The 16,053-nt window shown below is 69.5% G+C and carries 15 protein-coding genes and 1 tRNA gene; 8 read left to right on the top strand and 8 right to left on the bottom strand.

The features are described from left to right. Window positions 1-80 precede the first annotated feature (80 nt). Entirely contained in the window at window positions 81-1,025 is a 945-nt protein-coding gene (locus tag CAP_RS22740; RefSeq protein ID WP_044244571.1) for a ribose-phosphate pyrophosphokinase, read from the bottom strand. A gap of 175 nt (window positions 1,026-1,200) precedes the next feature. Here CAP_RS22740 and CAP_RS22735 point away from each other — a divergent pair, with 175 nt between their 5' ends. The 3 genes from CAP_RS22735 to CAP_RS22725 all read left to right on the top strand — a co-directional run bounded on the left by CAP_RS22735 (window position 1,201) and on the right by CAP_RS22725 (window position 5,228). After that, the gene (locus CAP_RS22735; protein ID WP_052375678.1) at window positions 1,201-2,190 is read left to right on the top strand and encodes a bifunctional riboflavin kinase/FAD synthetase; all 990 of its coding nucleotides are present in this window, start codon (window positions 1,201-1,203) and stop codon (window positions 2,188-2,190) included. Window positions 2,191-2,308: 118 nt separating this feature from the next. Then, complete coding sequence (locus tag CAP_RS22730) at window positions 2,309-4,090, top strand: DUF4912 domain-containing protein (protein ID WP_156041053.1); 1,782 nt, start codon at window positions 2,309-2,311, stop codon at window positions 4,088-4,090. 55 nt (window positions 4,091-4,145) lie between these two features. Beyond that, window positions 4,146-5,228, top strand: a complete 1,083-nt coding sequence (locus CAP_RS22725) for a hypothetical protein (protein ID WP_044244564.1) — start codon at window positions 4,146-4,148, stop codon at window positions 5,226-5,228. Between the two features lie 330 nt (window positions 5,229-5,558). On the opposite strand, the gene CAP_RS22720 is transcribed toward CAP_RS22725, so the two are convergent. Next, a complete protein-coding gene (locus CAP_RS22720) occupies window positions 5,559-6,554 on the bottom strand; it encodes a hypothetical protein (protein WP_052375677.1) in 996 nt (331 codons plus the stop codon). Beyond that, on the bottom strand, window positions 6,551-7,459 hold the full coding sequence (locus CAP_RS22715; protein ID WP_231511625.1) for a tetratricopeptide repeat protein: 909 nt from the start codon (window positions 7,457-7,459) through the stop codon (window positions 6,551-6,553). Before CAP_RS22715 ends, CAP_RS22720 begins: the two co-directional genes overlap by 4 nt. A gap of 254 nt (window positions 7,460-7,713) precedes the next feature. On the opposite strand from CAP_RS22715, the gene CAP_RS22710 reads away from it, so the two are divergent. The 5 genes from CAP_RS22710 to CAP_RS22690 all read left to right on the top strand — a co-directional run bounded on the left by CAP_RS22710 (window position 7,714) and on the right by CAP_RS22690 (window position 12,484). Then, window positions 7,714-8,067, top strand: coding sequence for a hypothetical protein (locus tag CAP_RS22710; protein WP_044244563.1), 354 nt, complete (start codon window positions 7,714-7,716; stop codon window positions 8,065-8,067). Further along, a complete protein-coding gene (locus CAP_RS22705; protein WP_044244560.1) occupies window positions 8,055-8,402 on the top strand; it encodes a hypothetical protein in 348 nt (115 codons plus the stop codon). Before CAP_RS22710 ends, CAP_RS22705 begins: the two co-directional genes overlap by 13 nt. 239 nt (window positions 8,403-8,641) lie before the next feature. Further along, complete coding sequence (locus CAP_RS22700) at window positions 8,642-9,847, top strand: RomY N-terminal domain-containing regulatory protein (protein ID WP_052375676.1); 1,206 nt, start codon at window positions 8,642-8,644, stop codon at window positions 9,845-9,847. Between the two features lie 38 nt (window positions 9,848-9,885). Then, entirely contained in the window at window positions 9,886-11,580 is a 1,695-nt protein-coding gene (locus CAP_RS22695; RefSeq protein WP_231511624.1) for a DUF2254 family protein, read from the top strand. 28 nt (window positions 11,581-11,608) lie between these two features. Continuing rightward, the gene (locus tag CAP_RS22690) at window positions 11,609-12,484 is read left to right on the top strand and encodes a sulfurtransferase (protein WP_044244557.1); all 876 of its coding nucleotides are present in this window, start codon (window positions 11,609-11,611) and stop codon (window positions 12,482-12,484) included. 33 nt (window positions 12,485-12,517) lie between these two features. On the opposite strand, the gene CAP_RS22685 is transcribed toward CAP_RS22690, so the two are convergent. The 5 genes from CAP_RS22685 to CAP_RS22665 form a co-directional block, all read right to left on the bottom strand. Further along, window positions 12,518-13,636: an arginase family protein gene (locus CAP_RS22685; protein WP_044244554.1), complete on the bottom strand. Its 1,119-nt coding sequence runs from the start codon at window positions 13,634-13,636 to the stop codon at window positions 12,518-12,520. 200 nt (window positions 13,637-13,836) lie between these two features. Continuing rightward, the gene (locus CAP_RS22680; protein WP_197041310.1) at window positions 13,837-14,097 is read right to left on the bottom strand and encodes a DUF4266 domain-containing protein; all 261 of its coding nucleotides are present in this window, start codon (window positions 14,095-14,097) and stop codon (window positions 13,837-13,839) included. 172 nt (window positions 14,098-14,269) lie between these two features. Then, window positions 14,270-14,342, bottom strand: a tRNA-Ala gene (locus CAP_RS22675). 78 nt (window positions 14,343-14,420) lie between these two features. After that, on the bottom strand, window positions 14,421-14,759 hold the full coding sequence (locus tag CAP_RS22670; protein WP_044244550.1) for a hypothetical protein: 339 nt from the start codon (window positions 14,757-14,759) through the stop codon (window positions 14,421-14,423). A gap of 49 nt (window positions 14,760-14,808) precedes the next feature. Continuing rightward, window positions 14,809-15,978: an acyl-CoA dehydrogenase family protein gene (locus CAP_RS22665; RefSeq protein ID WP_044244548.1), complete on the bottom strand. Its 1,170-nt coding sequence runs from the start codon at window positions 15,976-15,978 to the stop codon at window positions 14,809-14,811. Between the last annotated feature and the right edge of the window lie 75 nt (window positions 15,979-16,053).

Genomic DNA, 16,053 nt, shown 5'->3' with positions numbered 1-16,053 from the left:
ATCCGGGCCTGCTGCAAGTGAAGGCCTGCACTCCCGGAGCGGAGGCAGGGTCACACGGGAGGTAGGGTCACACGGCGGGGTTACACAAAGAGAGAACTCACCGAGTCCGAGTGGTGGATCCGCCGGATGGCCTCCGCGAGCAGCTTGGCCACCGACACGACCCGGAACTTCCCGACGGCCCTGGCCTCCTCCTGGAGCGGGATCGAGTTGGAGACCACCACCTCGGTCAGCGGCGACTCACGGATGCGCTCCACCGCGGGCCCCGAGAGGACGGCGTGGGTCGCGCACGCGGCGACGTCGAGCGCCCCCGCCTTCATCAGCGCGTTGGCCGCGTTGACCAGCGTGCCCGCGGTGTCGATAAGGTCATCGAGGATCAGGCAGCGCTTCCCCGCGATGTCACCGATGATGTTCATCACCTCGCTCACGTTCGCCTTCTCGCGCCGCTTGTCGATGATGGCCAGGGTGCCGCCGAGCCGCTTCGAGTAGGCCCGCGCGCGCTCCACGCCGCCCGCGTCCGGCGAGACGATCACCACATCCTTGCTGTACTGCTCGCGCAGGTGCTGATCGAGCAGCGCGGGCATGGCGAAGAGGTGGTCGAAGGGGATGTTGAAGAAGCCCTGGATCTGCCCCGCGTGGAGGTCCAGCGAGACGATGCGGTTGACCCCCGCGGCCACGATGAGATCGGCGACCAGCTTCGAGGTGATCGGCGTCCGCGGCGCCACCTTGCGGTCCTGCCGCGCGTAGCCGTAGTAAGGGATCACCGCGGTGATCGACCCTGCCGAGGCGCGCCGGAGCGCGTCGACCATGATCAGCAGCTCCATCACGTTGTCGTTGACCGGGGAGCACGTCGGCTGGACCACGTAGCAGTCCACGCCGCGCACGTTCTCCTCGATCACGCAGAACGTCTCGCCATCGGAGAAGCGACTGACCTTCGCCTTTCCGAGCGGGTAGTCCAGCACCTGGCAGATCTCTTGCGCAAGTACCGGATTGGCATTGCCGGAGAAGATCGCGACCCTCTTGAACACGGCACGCCTCCAGCCTGGACCCCCCCGTCTTCGGCGAGCGCGGCTCTAACAGCCAGCTACAGACACGTCAAGCCGGTCATCGCGCCGCATGCGTGTTCTCCGCGCCCAGCCCGCGCCCAGTGCGCGCAGATCCACCCGTTTGAGGCGGATGCCACTTGGGAGTAGTGAACGTGGCGTGGAGTTCGTCGGAGCCGAGCGTATGCAGGGGTCGGACAGCGCGCCGCCCGGGAGCCTCATCGTCATCGGGAACTTTGACGGTGTGCACCGCGGACATCAGGCCCTCTTCGCGGACGCCATCACCGAGTCACAGCGCCGGAAGCTCCGCCCTGTCGCGCTCACCTTCGCGCCGCACCCCGCCCTGGCGCTCGGGCGAACACCTCCCTCCACGCTCACGGTGATGGCGCGCAAGGTCGAACTGATCCAGAGGGTGAGCCCCTCCCTGGAGGTCGCGGTCGCCACGTTCGACCGCCGCTTCTCCGAGCAGACGCCCGAGGACTTCGCGCGCGCAGTGCTCGTCGAGCAGCTCGGCGCCGCCGTGGTGGTGGTCGGCAACAACTTCCGCTTCGGGAGCAACCGCGCCGGAGATCTGGAGACCCTCGCCCTCCTCGGAGAGCGCCATGGCTTCGAAGCCCGCTCCCACGCCCTCGTCGGCGACGACGAAGGCCCGTGGTCGAGCACCCGCATCCGCGCGCTCCTCGCCGCTGGCGATCTCGACGAAGCGTCGCGGCTCCTCTCTCGCCCCCACATGCTCTCCGGGGTGGTCGTCCGGGGAGATCAGCGCGGAAGGACGATCGGCTTTCCCACCTGCAACCTCGCCGAGGTCGCGGAGGCGCTGCCCCCCTTCGGTGTGTACGCGACGCTGGTCGATCGCCTGTCGAGCGACGGCAAGGCCACGGCCCTGGCCCGCGGCGTGATGAACCTCGGCGTCCGTCCAACGGTGAAAGGCCCCTCGGCGCCGCCCACGGTCGAAGTCCACCTCCTCGATCACGACGAAGATCTCTACGGCGCCACCTTGAGGGTTCACCTGATCTCCCGTCTGCGCCCGGAGAAGCGCTTCTCCGGCATCGACGAGCTCCGCGCCCAGATCGCCACCGACGCGGAGGCAGCCCGGCGCACGCTCGCGCCCCTCTCCCCTCTTCCCGCTGCGGGTGACGCCTGGCGTTGAAGCCCGCATCAAGAAGCGCCGCTCTCACGCTGCTGTGCTAGCGTCCGCCGCCATGCAGCGGCGCGATCTGGAGGAGTTGACGCGAGAAGAGCTCATTGCCCGTGCCGAGCGACAGGGCGTGCCCCGACCGCGCACGCTGACCCAGGCCGAGCTGATCGACGAGATCCTCACCCGCTCCGTGCGCAACGAGGGTGAACGCTCCCGCGCCCGCGGCTTCCTGGGCCGCGCCCGCGATCTCCTCGCCCGCGTGGTCGAGCGAGGCCTGCACCTCCCCGAAGCCGCGCGCACGCTCCGCGGCGGAGGGACCGAGCCCTGGCCCCCCGCCCCGCCTCCGATGCCCACCGTGACGCTCGCGGAGATCTACGCCGCGCAGGGTCATCACGACCGCGCCATCGCCGTGCTCGACGAGGTGCTGGTGCGCGATCCGGGCAACGAGATGGCGAAGCAGCTCCGGCAGCGGCTGCAAGATCAGTCGCGGCGCCGCAAGCGCGGTGCCGAACCGCCCCCGAGCGGCGCCACGCAGACGCACCACGAGGACACCACGCCTGCAACCGCGCAGACCGCGCAGACCGCGCAGACCGCGCAGACCGTACGGAAAGAGTCTTCACCCGGCGCAGCCGCTTCCCCCACCCCCGCCGGGAAGCGTGAAGCAGCCTCGTCGCAGCCGGGAACCCAGCCCCCCGACGGCACCCCTCGGCCCCCGAGCCCTCCTGCAGCAGCGCCCATTCCGCCTGACCACACCGCCCACCCCTCGACGTCTGCCGACGCCTCCGCCCCCGAGCAGCCCGCACTCGCCGCCACCGCGAGCCGGAACGCGGCTCCCCTGCCCAGCGCAGCGCCCCCCACGGCCCGCGTCGGCGCGGACCCGGCCGCCGCTGCGGACGACGACGACGATGCCGCCGGGGAAGCTCGGACCGCGGCCTCCTCCGACCCTGCCGATGCCGAGACCTCCCCGGAGCAGGCCGATCTCGACGACGACACCCTGCCCGAGCGCTACGCCGTCGACGAGATCGTGGGCATGGCCGTGGATCCGGAGAACATCTACCTCTACTGGGAGATCCGCCCGGTCACCCTCGCCAAGGCACGCGCGCGCAACCCCGAGGGGCACCTCAACGTGCGCCTCATCGCCGTCCTGCCGACCTGGGGAGGCCCGCGCGTCGAGCGCCGCGATCTGTCCATCGACGCGCTCTCCGGCGACCGTTTCGTGCGCGGCATCCCGGCCGGCGCCACCGTGAGGTTGAGCGTCGGGTGGCTGTGGCACGACGACTTCGAGCCTTTCGCCGTCGGTCTCGAGATCGCCTCGCCCCGCGCGCTCCGCTCGGGAGAGCCTCAGCAGCTCCCCGCCTGGATGAGCGCACCGATGGCGGCCAGAGCCTCTGACGTCTTCGTGCCCGCCACCGACCTCGCCCACGCCGAGACGACCGCGCCTCTCGCCGCGAACGAGGCCTGGTCGGCAGCAAGTCCCTCTTCCCCCTTCAACGCCGGGACGCACGCCACGGCGCCCGCGAGCGCCCCCACGACCTCCGCGACACCGCGCGATTTCCTGCCGGAAGGCGCCCGCTTCCCCCAGAGCATCCGACAACCTGGCCAGCACGCCGGCTTCGCAGAACCGCTCCAGGGGTCTTCCGAGCCCCTCTTCCCCGCTTCGGTGCGGCCGATCCTTCCTGGCGGCGCCAGCGAGCACTCCAGAGACTGGAGCAGCTCCAACCGGCCGATCCCTCCTGGCGGCGCCAGCGAGCACTCCAGAGACTGGAGCGACTCCGACGCCCACGCGGCGATGCCGGACGTCCACCTCTGGAACGCAGGAGGCGCGAGCGATCTCAGTCACAAGCCCGAGCCGCGGGGGATGACGTCCTGGTTCGTTCGGGCCGGTGCCCCGAGGCCTGGCAGCGGCCGCTGACCAGAAATCGGACGCTGGCGCGCAACTGACCTCGCGCCACCGCCGATAAACAGGGGTGGCCTCTCCCATCCTTCCCCTTCCCGCCGCCTCGCGTCTTCTGCCGACCTTCTGCAGCGCCCTGCTCCTCCTTCTCCTCGCGGGAAAGGCCCATGCCCTCCCGCTGGACGAGGAGGTGGCGCCGCTGCCCCAGAGCCTGACACCTCTCGACGAGCCACCGCTCCAGCGCTCCGGTGCCCCCCAGCCAGACCCGCTGGACGTCGGCATCCAGGCCAGCTCCGCCTGGATCGACAGCTCCCCTGCCCTGCAACTCCTGCTCGTCGCCACGGTGCCGCTGGAGAGGTTCTCTCGCAGGAGTGCCGCGCGCGCTCTCTGGGCGCCCGCGACAGCCGCGACAGCCGCGACAGCCGCGCGGCACGGTGGAAGAGCCAGACCCTCCACCGACGATCCGGAGCGCCTCTCCCCCCTCAACCCCTATGCGTCCAGTGACGCCGCCGCGTCCACGGAACGCCCCGAAGATGCGGATCCCGCCGCGTCACCTCACCCCGCCGAGCCCCCCACACGCCCCTTCGTCACCCCCGAGCTGGCGCGGGCAGCCGTGGCCATGGCCCTGCGGCACGCGCGGCTCTCCGACCCCGAGGCCTTCGCCGAAGCCCTCGGGACACGCGCCCGCGCCGCCGCGCTGCTCCCCGAGCTCCGGCTCCGCATCGCACGCGAGATCGAGGAAGAACAGCGCCTCTCCCCGACGACCACGGCGCCCGATCGGACCACGTCGAGCGGCGGCGCGAGCTTCTGGCTCGAAGCCCGCGCCACCTGGCGCCTGGACCGCGTCGTGTTCTCCGACGACGAGATCGCCTTCGAGCGCCTCCGTCGAGAGCGCGCCGACGCACAACGCCGCCTCACCGAGCGCGTGCTCGATCTGCTCTTCGCGTGGCAACGAGCCTGCACGGCACTCTCAGCCCCGAGCGCCACCGAGAAGGAGCGCATCGAGGCCACTCTCCGTCACCTGCAAGCCGAAGGCACCCTGGACGTCTTCACCCACGGCTGGTTCACCCGACAGCGACAGTTGCATGGTCAACACGCCTGCGGGGAAGCTGCTCACCGAGGCCAGCTCAAGGGTCACCAATCTCACCTCCCGTGAGGGTGAAAGCACGAGGGGCGCCAGGAAACCGCCTGTTCTGCACCGGTTCAGAGCGTCTCGTGACGGTGAACCGGATTCACGTCAACGCAAACCCGATCCTCGTCGACGCGAACTCCATTCACGTGAACGCGAATCCAGTTCACGTGACCCCGAACGCCGCTCACGTGACCGAGACCACGACCCACGTGACCCCGGACGCCGCTCACGTGACCGAGACCACGGTTCGGGCGCCGGGGAACCCGATGTGCGTGAGGGCACCCACCCTCCCTCTAGCCTCGACGCGGCTTCCCGTAGCGGGAACCTTCGCTCACGGCAACGCAGCCGCGAAGGTCACAGGATCGCATCGGAGAGGGTGATCTGCTGTGCGCCCTCTCCGATGGCGCCGTCGGGATCGGTGACGGTGACCTGCACGTCCATCACCTTGCCGAGCATCTGATCGATGTCGAGGTCGTGGTCGATCTGGAAGCGCAGGCCGTGGAGGCTGCAGTAGCCGCCTTCGTCGGGATCGAAGCTGAAGATGACGTCGAAGGAGCGGACCTGATGGTCAAGCTCGGGGAGGTAGCCGCGGATGGAGGTGATCGATCCGGAGCGGCGCAGGTTCTTCACGCGGAGGGCGATCCAGATGTGGTGGCCTCCCTGGGGGCCGGCTTCGACCTGCATCTCGTCGAGCGCCTTGAGGGGCAGGAAGTCTCCCTGGCCTTTGCCGACGATGACCTCGGGGAGGCCGGAGGGGTCGGGTTTGCAGACGTCGTCTTCGGCGGTGGACCACTCGGAGGTGTACTCGTCGAGGGTCGCGGGGTCGACGTGGGGGTCCACGCACTGGCCGCCAATGCAGGTCTCGGAGGCGCCGCAGCCTGCGTCGGAGGGCCCGAGGACACACGCGCGCTGGAGCGGCACGCGCAGGAGCAGCGTCTTGCCGGACACGGCACGGGTCGCGGCGCTGCGCAGGATCAGGGGCTTCACGGGATCGTCCGGGCGGAAGGCCTCCAGCGCCACCTCCACCTCGGCGCCGTCGTCGAGGTCGTCGACCTGGATCTCCGCGGGCAAGGTGAGGGTGCCTTCGGCGACGGACCTCCACTCGTCGCGGACGGTGGCGCCAGACACGCGCAGGAGGATGTGGATCTGCGCGATGTCGACGCCGACACGGAGTTCGCTGGTGACGCCGACGACGATGGCGCCGGATCCAGGCGCCAGGGGGCCACATCCTGCGAGCCCGGCGGCGAGGAGGAGCAGTGCCGTCGCGAGGAAGCAGAAGCGCGAGAACAGCCGGTTCAGGGGCCAGGAGGAGCCCGCCAGGTTCTGGGTTCGGCGTTCGAGCGAAGTCACGAGGGGGGCAATCGCGCGAGGGTTTCGCGGGCGCGCGAGATTTCTCCTTCGAGGGAGATCGCCAGGATGGCACGGCCGGAAGAGCTTCGGCGCACGAAGGCTTCGAGGTAGGCGCGGGCTTCGTCCCAGCGGCCATCGAGGAAGGCGAGGTGGCCGAGCACGAAGCGGCCGTAGCCCTGGCCTGCGGGGGCGGCGGCGAGCTGCGCGATGAGGGGGCCGAGTTCCGGGGACTCGACGCCACGCTCGCGCTGCACGACGGCGAGGTGGCCGAGGTAGAGGGGCTTGTCGGTGGTGCCCCAGCGGAGAGCCCGGCTCAGGGCGGCGATGGCCTCGTCGTGGCGGCCGGCGAGGTGGAGCACGCTACCCAGGGTCCACCAGTGGAAGGCGCGGCGGCTGGGGGGGGCGATGCGGGTCGCCAGGCGGAGGTGGCCGAGGGCCCCCTCGAGGTCGCCGAGGGCCACGGAGGCGCGCGCGGCGTCCTGATGGGCCACGTCGGGGAGCACGCCAAGGTCGACCATCTGCTTCGCGATGGCGACGGCCTGCTCGAAGCGGCGGTCTTCGTAGCGCGCCAGGTAGAGCTGGCGGAGAAGAAGGCCGTGCGTGCTGACGTCGAGCGGGCCTCGGAGGCTCAGCCCGCGCTTCGCCCAGAGCGCACGCGAGCGCGTGGTCTGGGCCAGGAGCGCGCGGCGAAGCATCTCCTCGGCGTCCGGAGGCGTGAGGCGCTTGCTGGCCTGCTGCGGCCGCTTCTTCGCGCGGGTCGCGGCCTCGCTGCGGCGCCGGCTGGCGGTGCCAGGGCCACTGCTACGATCCTCGTCGAGGGGGGCTGGGGCCGCGCGCTTCTCCCAGGGTCGGCTGGCGATCGTCGGTGCTGCTGCCCCGTTGCCACGCTCGTCCCTTCTGCCCACGAGTTCACTCTAGCAGCGGCAGAATGGCCATTCCATCACTCAACATCCGGGTCACTTGCACGAGGTGCAGAACGTCCGAAGGCGACGCAGTGCGCATGGAGGGTGTCACTTGGAGGGACGTGGGAGCGACGCGGGAGCGACGCGGGAGCGATGTAGGAGCGATGTAGGAGTGACGTCGGGGGACTGTCTGGAAACCTCGACGCGAGGCGTCAGGGGGTTGCAGCGAGGGCGCAGTGAGGCCATATGTCGCGCCCATGCGCGCATGGGCACGGATCTCGGGCCACCTCCTGGCTGACCGCGGCCTCTCCACCGCCTCGCCCGCCTCGACCCTGGTCCTCGCTTGCGGTCTCGTCCTCGCCGGGGTGGGTTGCGGGCATCCGGCGACCCGTGACGAATGCGAGGCCATCTTTCAGCGCACCGTGGAGCTGGAGCTGCGCGATCAGAGCATCACGGATCCGAAGCTCGTCGCGGAGCGAACGGCCACGGTCCGGACGGCGCGCGGCGAGGACCTGATCAACCGCTGCATTGGCCGACGCATCACGGACCAGGCCGTGGCGTGCGTGAAGCAGGCAGGGAACGCGGACGAGGTGGATCGTTGTCTGCGCTGAAGCGGGCGACGGCCAGGGATCTCGGGGCGGCGCTCGCCGTGGTGATCCTGCTGGGCGGCGCGGCTGCCCTGCGGCCGGTCCTGCGGGCGATGGACGAACGTCCGAGCAGCGAGGAGTGCGTCGAGCTTCTCGATCGGTACGTGGAGCACGTGGCGCATGCCGCGGTCGCGGACCAGCCGCGTTTCGTGGTAGCTATCGCGGAGCGGCGCGCCGCAGCCAGGGCCGTGGTCGAAGAGCGCGGGTTTCCGCGGTGTGAAGCCGAGCTCACGCGCGACGAGGTGCGCTGCGGCCTCCAGGCCAGCAACGCCGACGAGCTGGAACGTTGCCTGCCCTGAGCCATGAATACGTGCAGCGCGAACAGGCGGAGCAGGCTTGAGAACCTCGTGATCTACCCCGGTTTGTCAGGAATTGCCGGAGGGGCGCGAGCGCCAGCGGAGCTCGGGCGCGTCGTCTCCTTGCAGTTTCAGGGAACCATCCAGCGGAGCCGTGCGCTCCGGGTCGGAGCTATGGTAGGCTCTCTTGAACCGGGCGCATTCGTGTCCACCCCCGATTTCACCTGCCTGGACTGCTAGCCGTGAAAGCCCCGTCCCCTTTGCTCGGCTTCAACAACAACGTCCGGCACAAGGGGCGGATGTTCCACATCCAGACCGAGGACTCGGGGATCCGCCACCCGCACATCATCACGCACCTGTTCGCGGATGGTGGCCGGATTCTCAAGACCACGAAGACGCCCTACGCCGAGCACGTGGGAACGCCGACCATGGCGGAGACCGTGCGGGAGATGATGAAGGAGCAGCACAAGGCGATGTTCATCGCCTTGCGCGAGGGGCACTTCGACCGCCTCTTCGATGAGGGTGCTGCAAAGTCGGTAGACCCCGCCAAGGGTGACGCTTCGAAGGCAGACGCTTCGAAGGCAGACGCTCCGAAGGCAGACGCTCCACCGGCGCCCGCGGAGCCAGCACGGGCTGCTCCTGCTCCGGAGCCTCCGCCGCCGCCTGCTCCGCCCGCCTCCATCCCCACCACGACGAGCTTCTCTTCGGCCCGGGTGGACGGGTCGAGCCCTTCGCTGTCGGCCGGACGCGCCCCGGGCAGCCCCTCGGCAACCCTGGCGGGGCCGCCGCCTGTCCCTCCCCGGCCGACACCGCCTTCCCTCGCGTCCGAGGGGGATGCGGTGGTCCCTCCTGCCGCGGCCACCATCGAGGGGGTGCCGCCTTCGCGAAGGACCAGCTCCCGTCCCCGGATCGAACTCGACGCGGCGGCGCTGCACAACCTCGGCCCCCGCGTCATGCAGCCACTCACGCCTTCGGCCCGGGTGTCACCGCCTCCGCACAGCAGCGCAGTACCGGCGCAGACGGCCCCTCAGGAGGCGCAGCCGTCCCAGCGTTCGCCTGCGGCCAGCACCCCGGATCAGCCTGCCATCGACCTCGACCTGGACATCCTGGAGCGCGCCGCTGCCGAGGCGCAGACAGGCTTCCAGCAGCAGATTCAGGATCTGCCGCCGCCTCCTGCGTCGGTGATCGGCAGGCGCCCCGGCTCCAGCGCGGGCGCGTACAGCGCGATCACCCCGCCCACCGTCGAGCCGCCCCCGCCCTCCGTCGAGCCGCAGCGCAGTAGCGCTGGCCGCTATGCGCCTCCGCGCCCCGCCAGCATCTTCGGGACGACACGACCGAACGAGGGTGCCTCCATCTTCGGTGAAGATCTGATCAGCGAGAAGTCGCTCGACGAGGTGATCCTCAGCTACCTCGCCGAGGACCTCGACGCTTCGCCCGAGAAGAAATGAACCGGATCCCGCTTCCCTGATCACGGGGGATGGACGGCATGGAGCGGGGTCCCATCCTCTCGATCCGGGCGCGAGCCGCCACCGTGCGAGACGTGAGCCAGGCGCGAAGGCGCTGGACCATGGCGCGGCGCATCTGGATCTACCCGCTCTCGTTTCTCGGCGGTGTCTGTCTCGCCCTGGTGGTCCTCATTCACCAGCTCGATCTCCTTCGCCCCGAGAACGAGGGGCTGACGGCCCTGCAGATCCTGACCAACATCTCGGCCTCCGAGGCGGCCCAGATCATGGGCGGGGTCGGCGAGGTGATCGCGGCGATCCTCGGGATCGTGATCACCGTCGCGTCGATCATCGTCCAGCTCGCGGCCAACCGTTACACCCCACGCATCACGGACATGTTCGTCAGGGATCGGACGAACCTGGCGGTGATGGCCTTCTTCGTCCTCAGCGCCGTCTTCTCGCTGTGGGTGAACTTCTCGATCCGGGAGGCCGCTTCGGGGTCCCTGCCGCAGCCCTTCATCCCCTTCTACGGCGTCATCACCACGATGGTGCTGCTCAGTTTGAGCCTCCTGATGATGGCGCCGTACTTCGCGTACGTCTTCGACTTCCTGGAGCCGGACAACGTCGTCGGCCGCATCAAGGCGAGCGGGGTCGCGCGCGCGTTGCAGCACAGCCGACCGGGCCAGGAGAACGACCGGGCCGTGGACGAGCGCCGGGTGCTGGCGCTGTCCTCGCTGGAGCAGCTCGCCGACATCGTGCTCAACGCCATCGAGCAGAAGGACAAGGGCATCGCCTCGAAGACGGTCGACTCGATCGGGCAGCTCGTCGTCGCCTACGTCCCCCACAAGCCCGATCTCGATCCGCGGTGGTTCCAGATCCAGGGTGAGCTGGCCAGGGACGCGGACTTCGTGAGCATGAACCTGGAGGCGCTCAACAAGCTCTCCAGCACCCGGACCTGGCTCGAGTACAAGGCGCTGAGGCAGCTCCTCATGGTGTACCGCGAGGCGCTCGCCACCATGCCGGACCTGATCACCCGCGTCGCCATCGACACCCGGTACATCGGGCAGGCCGCGATCGGCGCGGGTGACCGCGATGCGCTGCAGGTCGTGGTGAAGTTCTTCAACACGTACATGCGCCGCTCGCTCAACGCGAAGGACGTCGCCGCCGCGTACAACGTCCTCAATCAGTACCGCTACCTGGCCGAGGAACTCCTCAAAGCCGGCTGGAGCCAGGAGGTCGTGGAGATCGCCCGGCACTTCAAATACTACGCGCAGATGGCGCAGCCGATCGGCCTGGCCTTCCTCACCGAGACCGTGGCCTTCGATCTCTGCGAGGTGAACGAGGTGGCCTACCTCCTCAAGAGCCCGGCCCGCGACGAGCTTCTCCGCATCTTCTTGGAGGTCGACAAGGAGGCCGAGGTCGAGCAGCAGGAGTCGTCGCTCCGCGGCGTGCGCAAGGCCCAGGTCAAGCTTGCCACCTACTACCTCCAGAGGGGCGAGTCCTCGCTCGCCCGCAAGATCTACCGGGACATGCGCGACGAGCGGCCCGATCGCCTGCGCTCGATCCGCGCGGAGATGCTCGCCGTCACCAGCAACGAGTTCTGGGAGATCAACGATCGGGGCGGCGTCTTCGAGTACATCGAGCCGGAGCGGCGCCAGTACATCCACCGCTTCTTCGAGTGGTTTCCCCCCTCCGTCCTCCGCCCTCCCATCCGGGAGGAGGAGCAGACGCAAGAGTGACAGGCGTGACAGGCGTGACAGGAGTGACATGATGGAGAAGCTCAGCGCCCCCGACCTCCTCGTCGACGTCTCCTGGCTCGCCGCTCACGCCGAGAGCACGTCGGTGCGCGTGGTCGACTGCAGGTGGTACCTGGGTGGCGGCAACAAGGGCGCGGAGGCGTACCGCCGGGGCCACATCCCGGGGGCGCTCCACGTCGACGTGGACACCGAGCTTGCGGGCGCTCCTGGCTCTGGCCCGGGTCGGCATCCTCTCCCGAGTCCGGAAGCCTTCGCGCGGTGCCTGTCGCGGCTCGGGTTCACCCCCGGGAGCCTCCTCGTCGCCTACGACGATGCCGGCGGTGCCATTGCTGCGCGTCTCTGGTGGCTTCTCCGCTACTTCGGCCTCGCCACCGCAGCGCGGGTCCTCGACGGGGGCATTCATGCCTGGCAGGCCGCTGGCCTCCCTCTCTCCACGGAGGAGCCCACCCTCGCGCCGGCACCGCTCCTCCCGCTCACCCCCCGCCACGTCCCGGCGGTGGATCGCGCCGCGGTCGCGCGCTACCGCCACGATCCCCGCGCCGTGCTCCTCGATGCACGCGCCGGCGAGCGGTACGAGGGCCGCGTCGAGCCCGTCGACCCTCGCCCTGGCCACATCCCCGGCGCGCGCTCGGCGCCCTTCGCCCAGAACCTCGTCGCTCCCGGGGGCCCTTTCCTCGATCGGGATACCCTTGAGAGCCGCTACCGCGCGCTCGGGGCGCTCGATGCTCCGACCCTCGTCTGTTACTGCGGCTCGGGCGTCACGGCCTGCCACACCTTGCTCAGCCTCGCCCTGCTGGGCCGGGAGGACGCCATCCTCTACGAGGGCTCCTGGAGCGACTGGGCCAGCGACCCTTCCCTCCCGGCAGCGACCGGCCCCGAGCCCTGACGCGCACCGCCGCGGGGATCAGGCGAGCCGCCGTCAGGCGAGCCGTTGACCAAGCGTGGCTTCCAGCGTCTCCCGCAGGTAGCGCACGGCAAGCGCCAGGGTCACCCGGTTACCCTCGCTGGTCCGGCCCAGCATCGGCGCGACCTCCATCACGTCGCCCCCGATCAGCCCCACCTCGCGGCCCAGCCGGCGGATCAGCTCCACCACGAAGTCGGGGTGCAACCCCGCGGGCTCGGGCGTGCCTGTCGCATCGGCGAAGGTGTCGTCCGTCCCGTCGATGTCGTTGGAGAAGTACACGCCGCGCACGCCGGTGCTCCGCACGTGCGCCAGGATCGCGTCGAGCGCTGCAGCAGGGTCGGCGAGACACTCGCTCGCCCAGAACTGGCGCACGTCGTAGCGAGACTCCCAGTGGGCGCGTCCGAACCGCGACGCCCGCGTCCCCACCTGGGTCAGGCGCCCTCCGCGGCCGAGCAACTCGTTCGCGTGGTAGGACCAGGTGGCGAAGCAGTCGCGGATCCCCAGCCGCTCTTCGAGCAGGTCGGTGTGCGCATCTGGCTGCACGATGCCCCACGGCTCACGCCTCGCCCGGGCGAGCGCCCGCGCCACCGGCAGTGCCGTGGAGTGATCCCCGCCGAGCACGATGGGCGCGACCCCTGGGTTGAGCTGGAAGACCAGGTCGAGGGCGCGTTCGGTGATCGACAGCGGCGAGACGGGGAGCGCGGCAGCCTCCTCGGGGGACAGCTCCGGATACAGCGCGCGCCTCGTCGCCTCCTTCTGCGCCTCGGAGAGCATGTCGTCGTGGAGGAGCTGCGGCACCACGAAGACGTCACCGATGTCCACCACGCCAGCCGATGCGGCCCAGTCCGGGAACTCCGGGTGCGTCTCCAGCAGGGTCGACCGGATGAACTGGGGCGCGAGGTTCGCGCCGCGCCGGTAGCCCGCGCCGACATCGGACGGGACACCGAGCAGGATCACGCGGGCGGTCTGGATGCGCTCCAGAGACTCCAGCCAGCGGGACTGCACCTCCGCCGCCGAGTCGGCGCGGTAGAGCTGTTGCTGCATGGCGAGCTGCTCGGCTCGACCCGTGGAGACGACGTAGAGCCCCCCGGCAGCGGGACGGAGGAGCAAGGCGAGTTCTTCGCGCGGCAGCATCCGCAGAGACTTACCCAGGCCAGCTCTGGCGGCCAGCAGGCGCTGCGTCGCGCGGCGTTACTGCCACCCGTGCCGATGCAGGGGCTGTGAGGCCCGTCCCTGCTCCTCGGCTCGGCGTTCGAGCGAAGTCACGGGGGTAGCGACCATCGGGAGCGTAGGGACCGAAGGTCCCTGAATTGCCGCACGCAGTTCCGCAGTACTCAGTTGCAGCCGCAGCCGCTGCCTGCGCCGGCGCTGCCGCCGATGGCGCCCTCGGAGATGGCCCGCAGGTGGGATTCTCCGTGGCCTGCCTGGTCTGCGGCCGACATGGTCGGGTGGGCGAGCTTGGCGCGCTCGTAAGGGGCGACGGGGGTCATGCAGCCCGTGGCGCCCAGGAGCGTCACGGCTGTCGCCACCAGCATCAAGCAGCGCAGGGCTTTCGTTGAAGACGGCGAGCGGGAGAAGGAGGGGACAGCCATCATGACGCCGGCAGGATCACGCATCCTGCGAGGAGCCACAAGACCGAATCTCCATCCGGTTCTCGGTGCGGACAGGGGAATGAGGCCTGTCTACAGCTCTACAATCCGAGCAGGTCTTTTCAACGAAGGGTTCTTCCAGAGGGTCGATCACCTCTGGAAGCTGGGTGTGAAAGAGTGGAGCTGAGGGGGATCGAACCCCTGACCTCCTGACTGCCAGTCAGGCGCTCTCCCAGCTGAGCTACAGCCCCGTGCGTTAGGCGGCGGGATATCTACAGCCTCCCGCCTCAGTTGTCTCTCTTTTTTTCGTGGTCGGCCTCAAGTTTTGATCAGTCGACCTCGAGCCCCTCGGCGCTGCGCAGGTATGCGCGCACGACGGAGCAGACCCAGGCTGGAGAAGGGCGCGTGATGGCCCCTCGTCCGCCTCTCTCCTCGATGGCGGTCAGCGCTGGCGCGAGCAGCTCCTGGGCGTCGCGATCGAACCGCCCGAGGTCGATGGTCGTGGCAGAAGGCAGCTCCTCGACGCCCGGCATGCTGGATGGCCCCTCGACCCGGAACAGCCGCGAGCCCTGGGTGCCGCCGCTCACGGCGACGTAGGCGATGACGGCGCCTGGCACCCCGGCCCCTGGCTCCACGAGCCCCCCAGCGAGCATCCGCGCCTTGGACACAGGGGCACGCTAAACGACCGCCCCGTGCCGTGCAACCTGGCGTGGAAACCTAGAACCCCATCAGCTTGGCCACGTAGTATTTCATGGTCTCGGTGGTGCCACCGCCGATGCGCAGCAGCCGCTGATCGCGCCAGGCGCGGGCGATCGGGTACTCCTCGATGTATCCCCAGCCGCCGTGGAACTGCAGGCAGGCGTCCATCACGTCGCTGGCGACGTCTCCTGCCAGGATCTTTGCCATCGAGATCAGCTTCACCGTCTCGAAGCTGAGCGGCACGTTCTTCACGTAACGCTCCTCGTTGTACATGTCGACACACCGGTACCCGAAGGCGCGTGCCGCCTCGCAGCGCGTGTACAGGTCGACGAACTTGTGCTGCCACACCTCGCGCTTGATGATCGGCTTGCCGAAGGCCGTCCGCTCGCGCCCGTAGTTCACGGAGTAGTCGAGCGCCTTGAAGGCCCCCGCGACGGCGCCGACGGCGGCGATGAGGCGTTCGGTCTGGAAGTTCTGCATCAGGTACATGAAGCCCTGGTCCTGCTCACCGAGCAGGTAGCGCTTCGGCACCCTCACCTCCTCCAGGAACAGCTCTGCGGTGTCGGAGGACTTGTTGCCCACCTTCTTCAGCTTCTTGGAGACCTGGAAGCCTGCCAGGTTGGTGGGCACGAGGAAGAACGAGCACCCGTGAGCACCCTTCTCCGGCGACGTCTTCGCCAGCAGGGTCACGAAGTCCGCGCGCGTGCCGTTGGTGATGAACGTCTTCTGCCCGCTGATCAGGTAGTCGTCGCCGTCCTTGCGCGCCACGGTCAGGATCCCCGCCACGTCGCTGCCGGCGGCCGGCTCGGAGACGCCGAGGCTGGCGACCTTGTCTCCCGCCAGGGCGGGCATCAGGAACTCCTCGATCTGCTCCCTGGTGCCGATGTCGCTGATCACGGGCGTGGCCATGTCGCTCTGCACGAGCAGGCCCATGGACACCCCGGCGGCGTTGCTGTGGACGAGCTCTTCTGCCTTGGCGACGGAGAACCAGTAGTCCCCTCCGGCTCCCCCGTGCTCGACGGGGTAGTGCGCGCCCAGGATGCCCAGCTCACCGGCGCGCTTGAACACCGAGTTGGGGAAGCACTCCGCCTCCTCCCACTCCTCGGCATGCGGCGCGAGTTCCTTCTCGGCGAACGCTCGGACCGTCTTCCTGAACTGCTCGTGCTCTTCGTTGAACGGCTGCCACATGCGGACTCTCCTCCATCTGATCCCACGAACGAGCCCGCGGACCTTCCTTCACATCCGTCGACGTCCGGGGGCTCC

The organism is Chondromyces apiculatus DSM 436, from assembly GCF_000601485.1.
Classification (GTDB): domain Bacteria; phylum Myxococcota_A; class Polyangia; order Polyangiales; family Polyangiaceae; genus Chondromyces; species Chondromyces apiculatus.
Note: the sequence above shows the minus strand (reverse complement) of the source record. Positions and strands in the feature narration are given on the sequence as shown.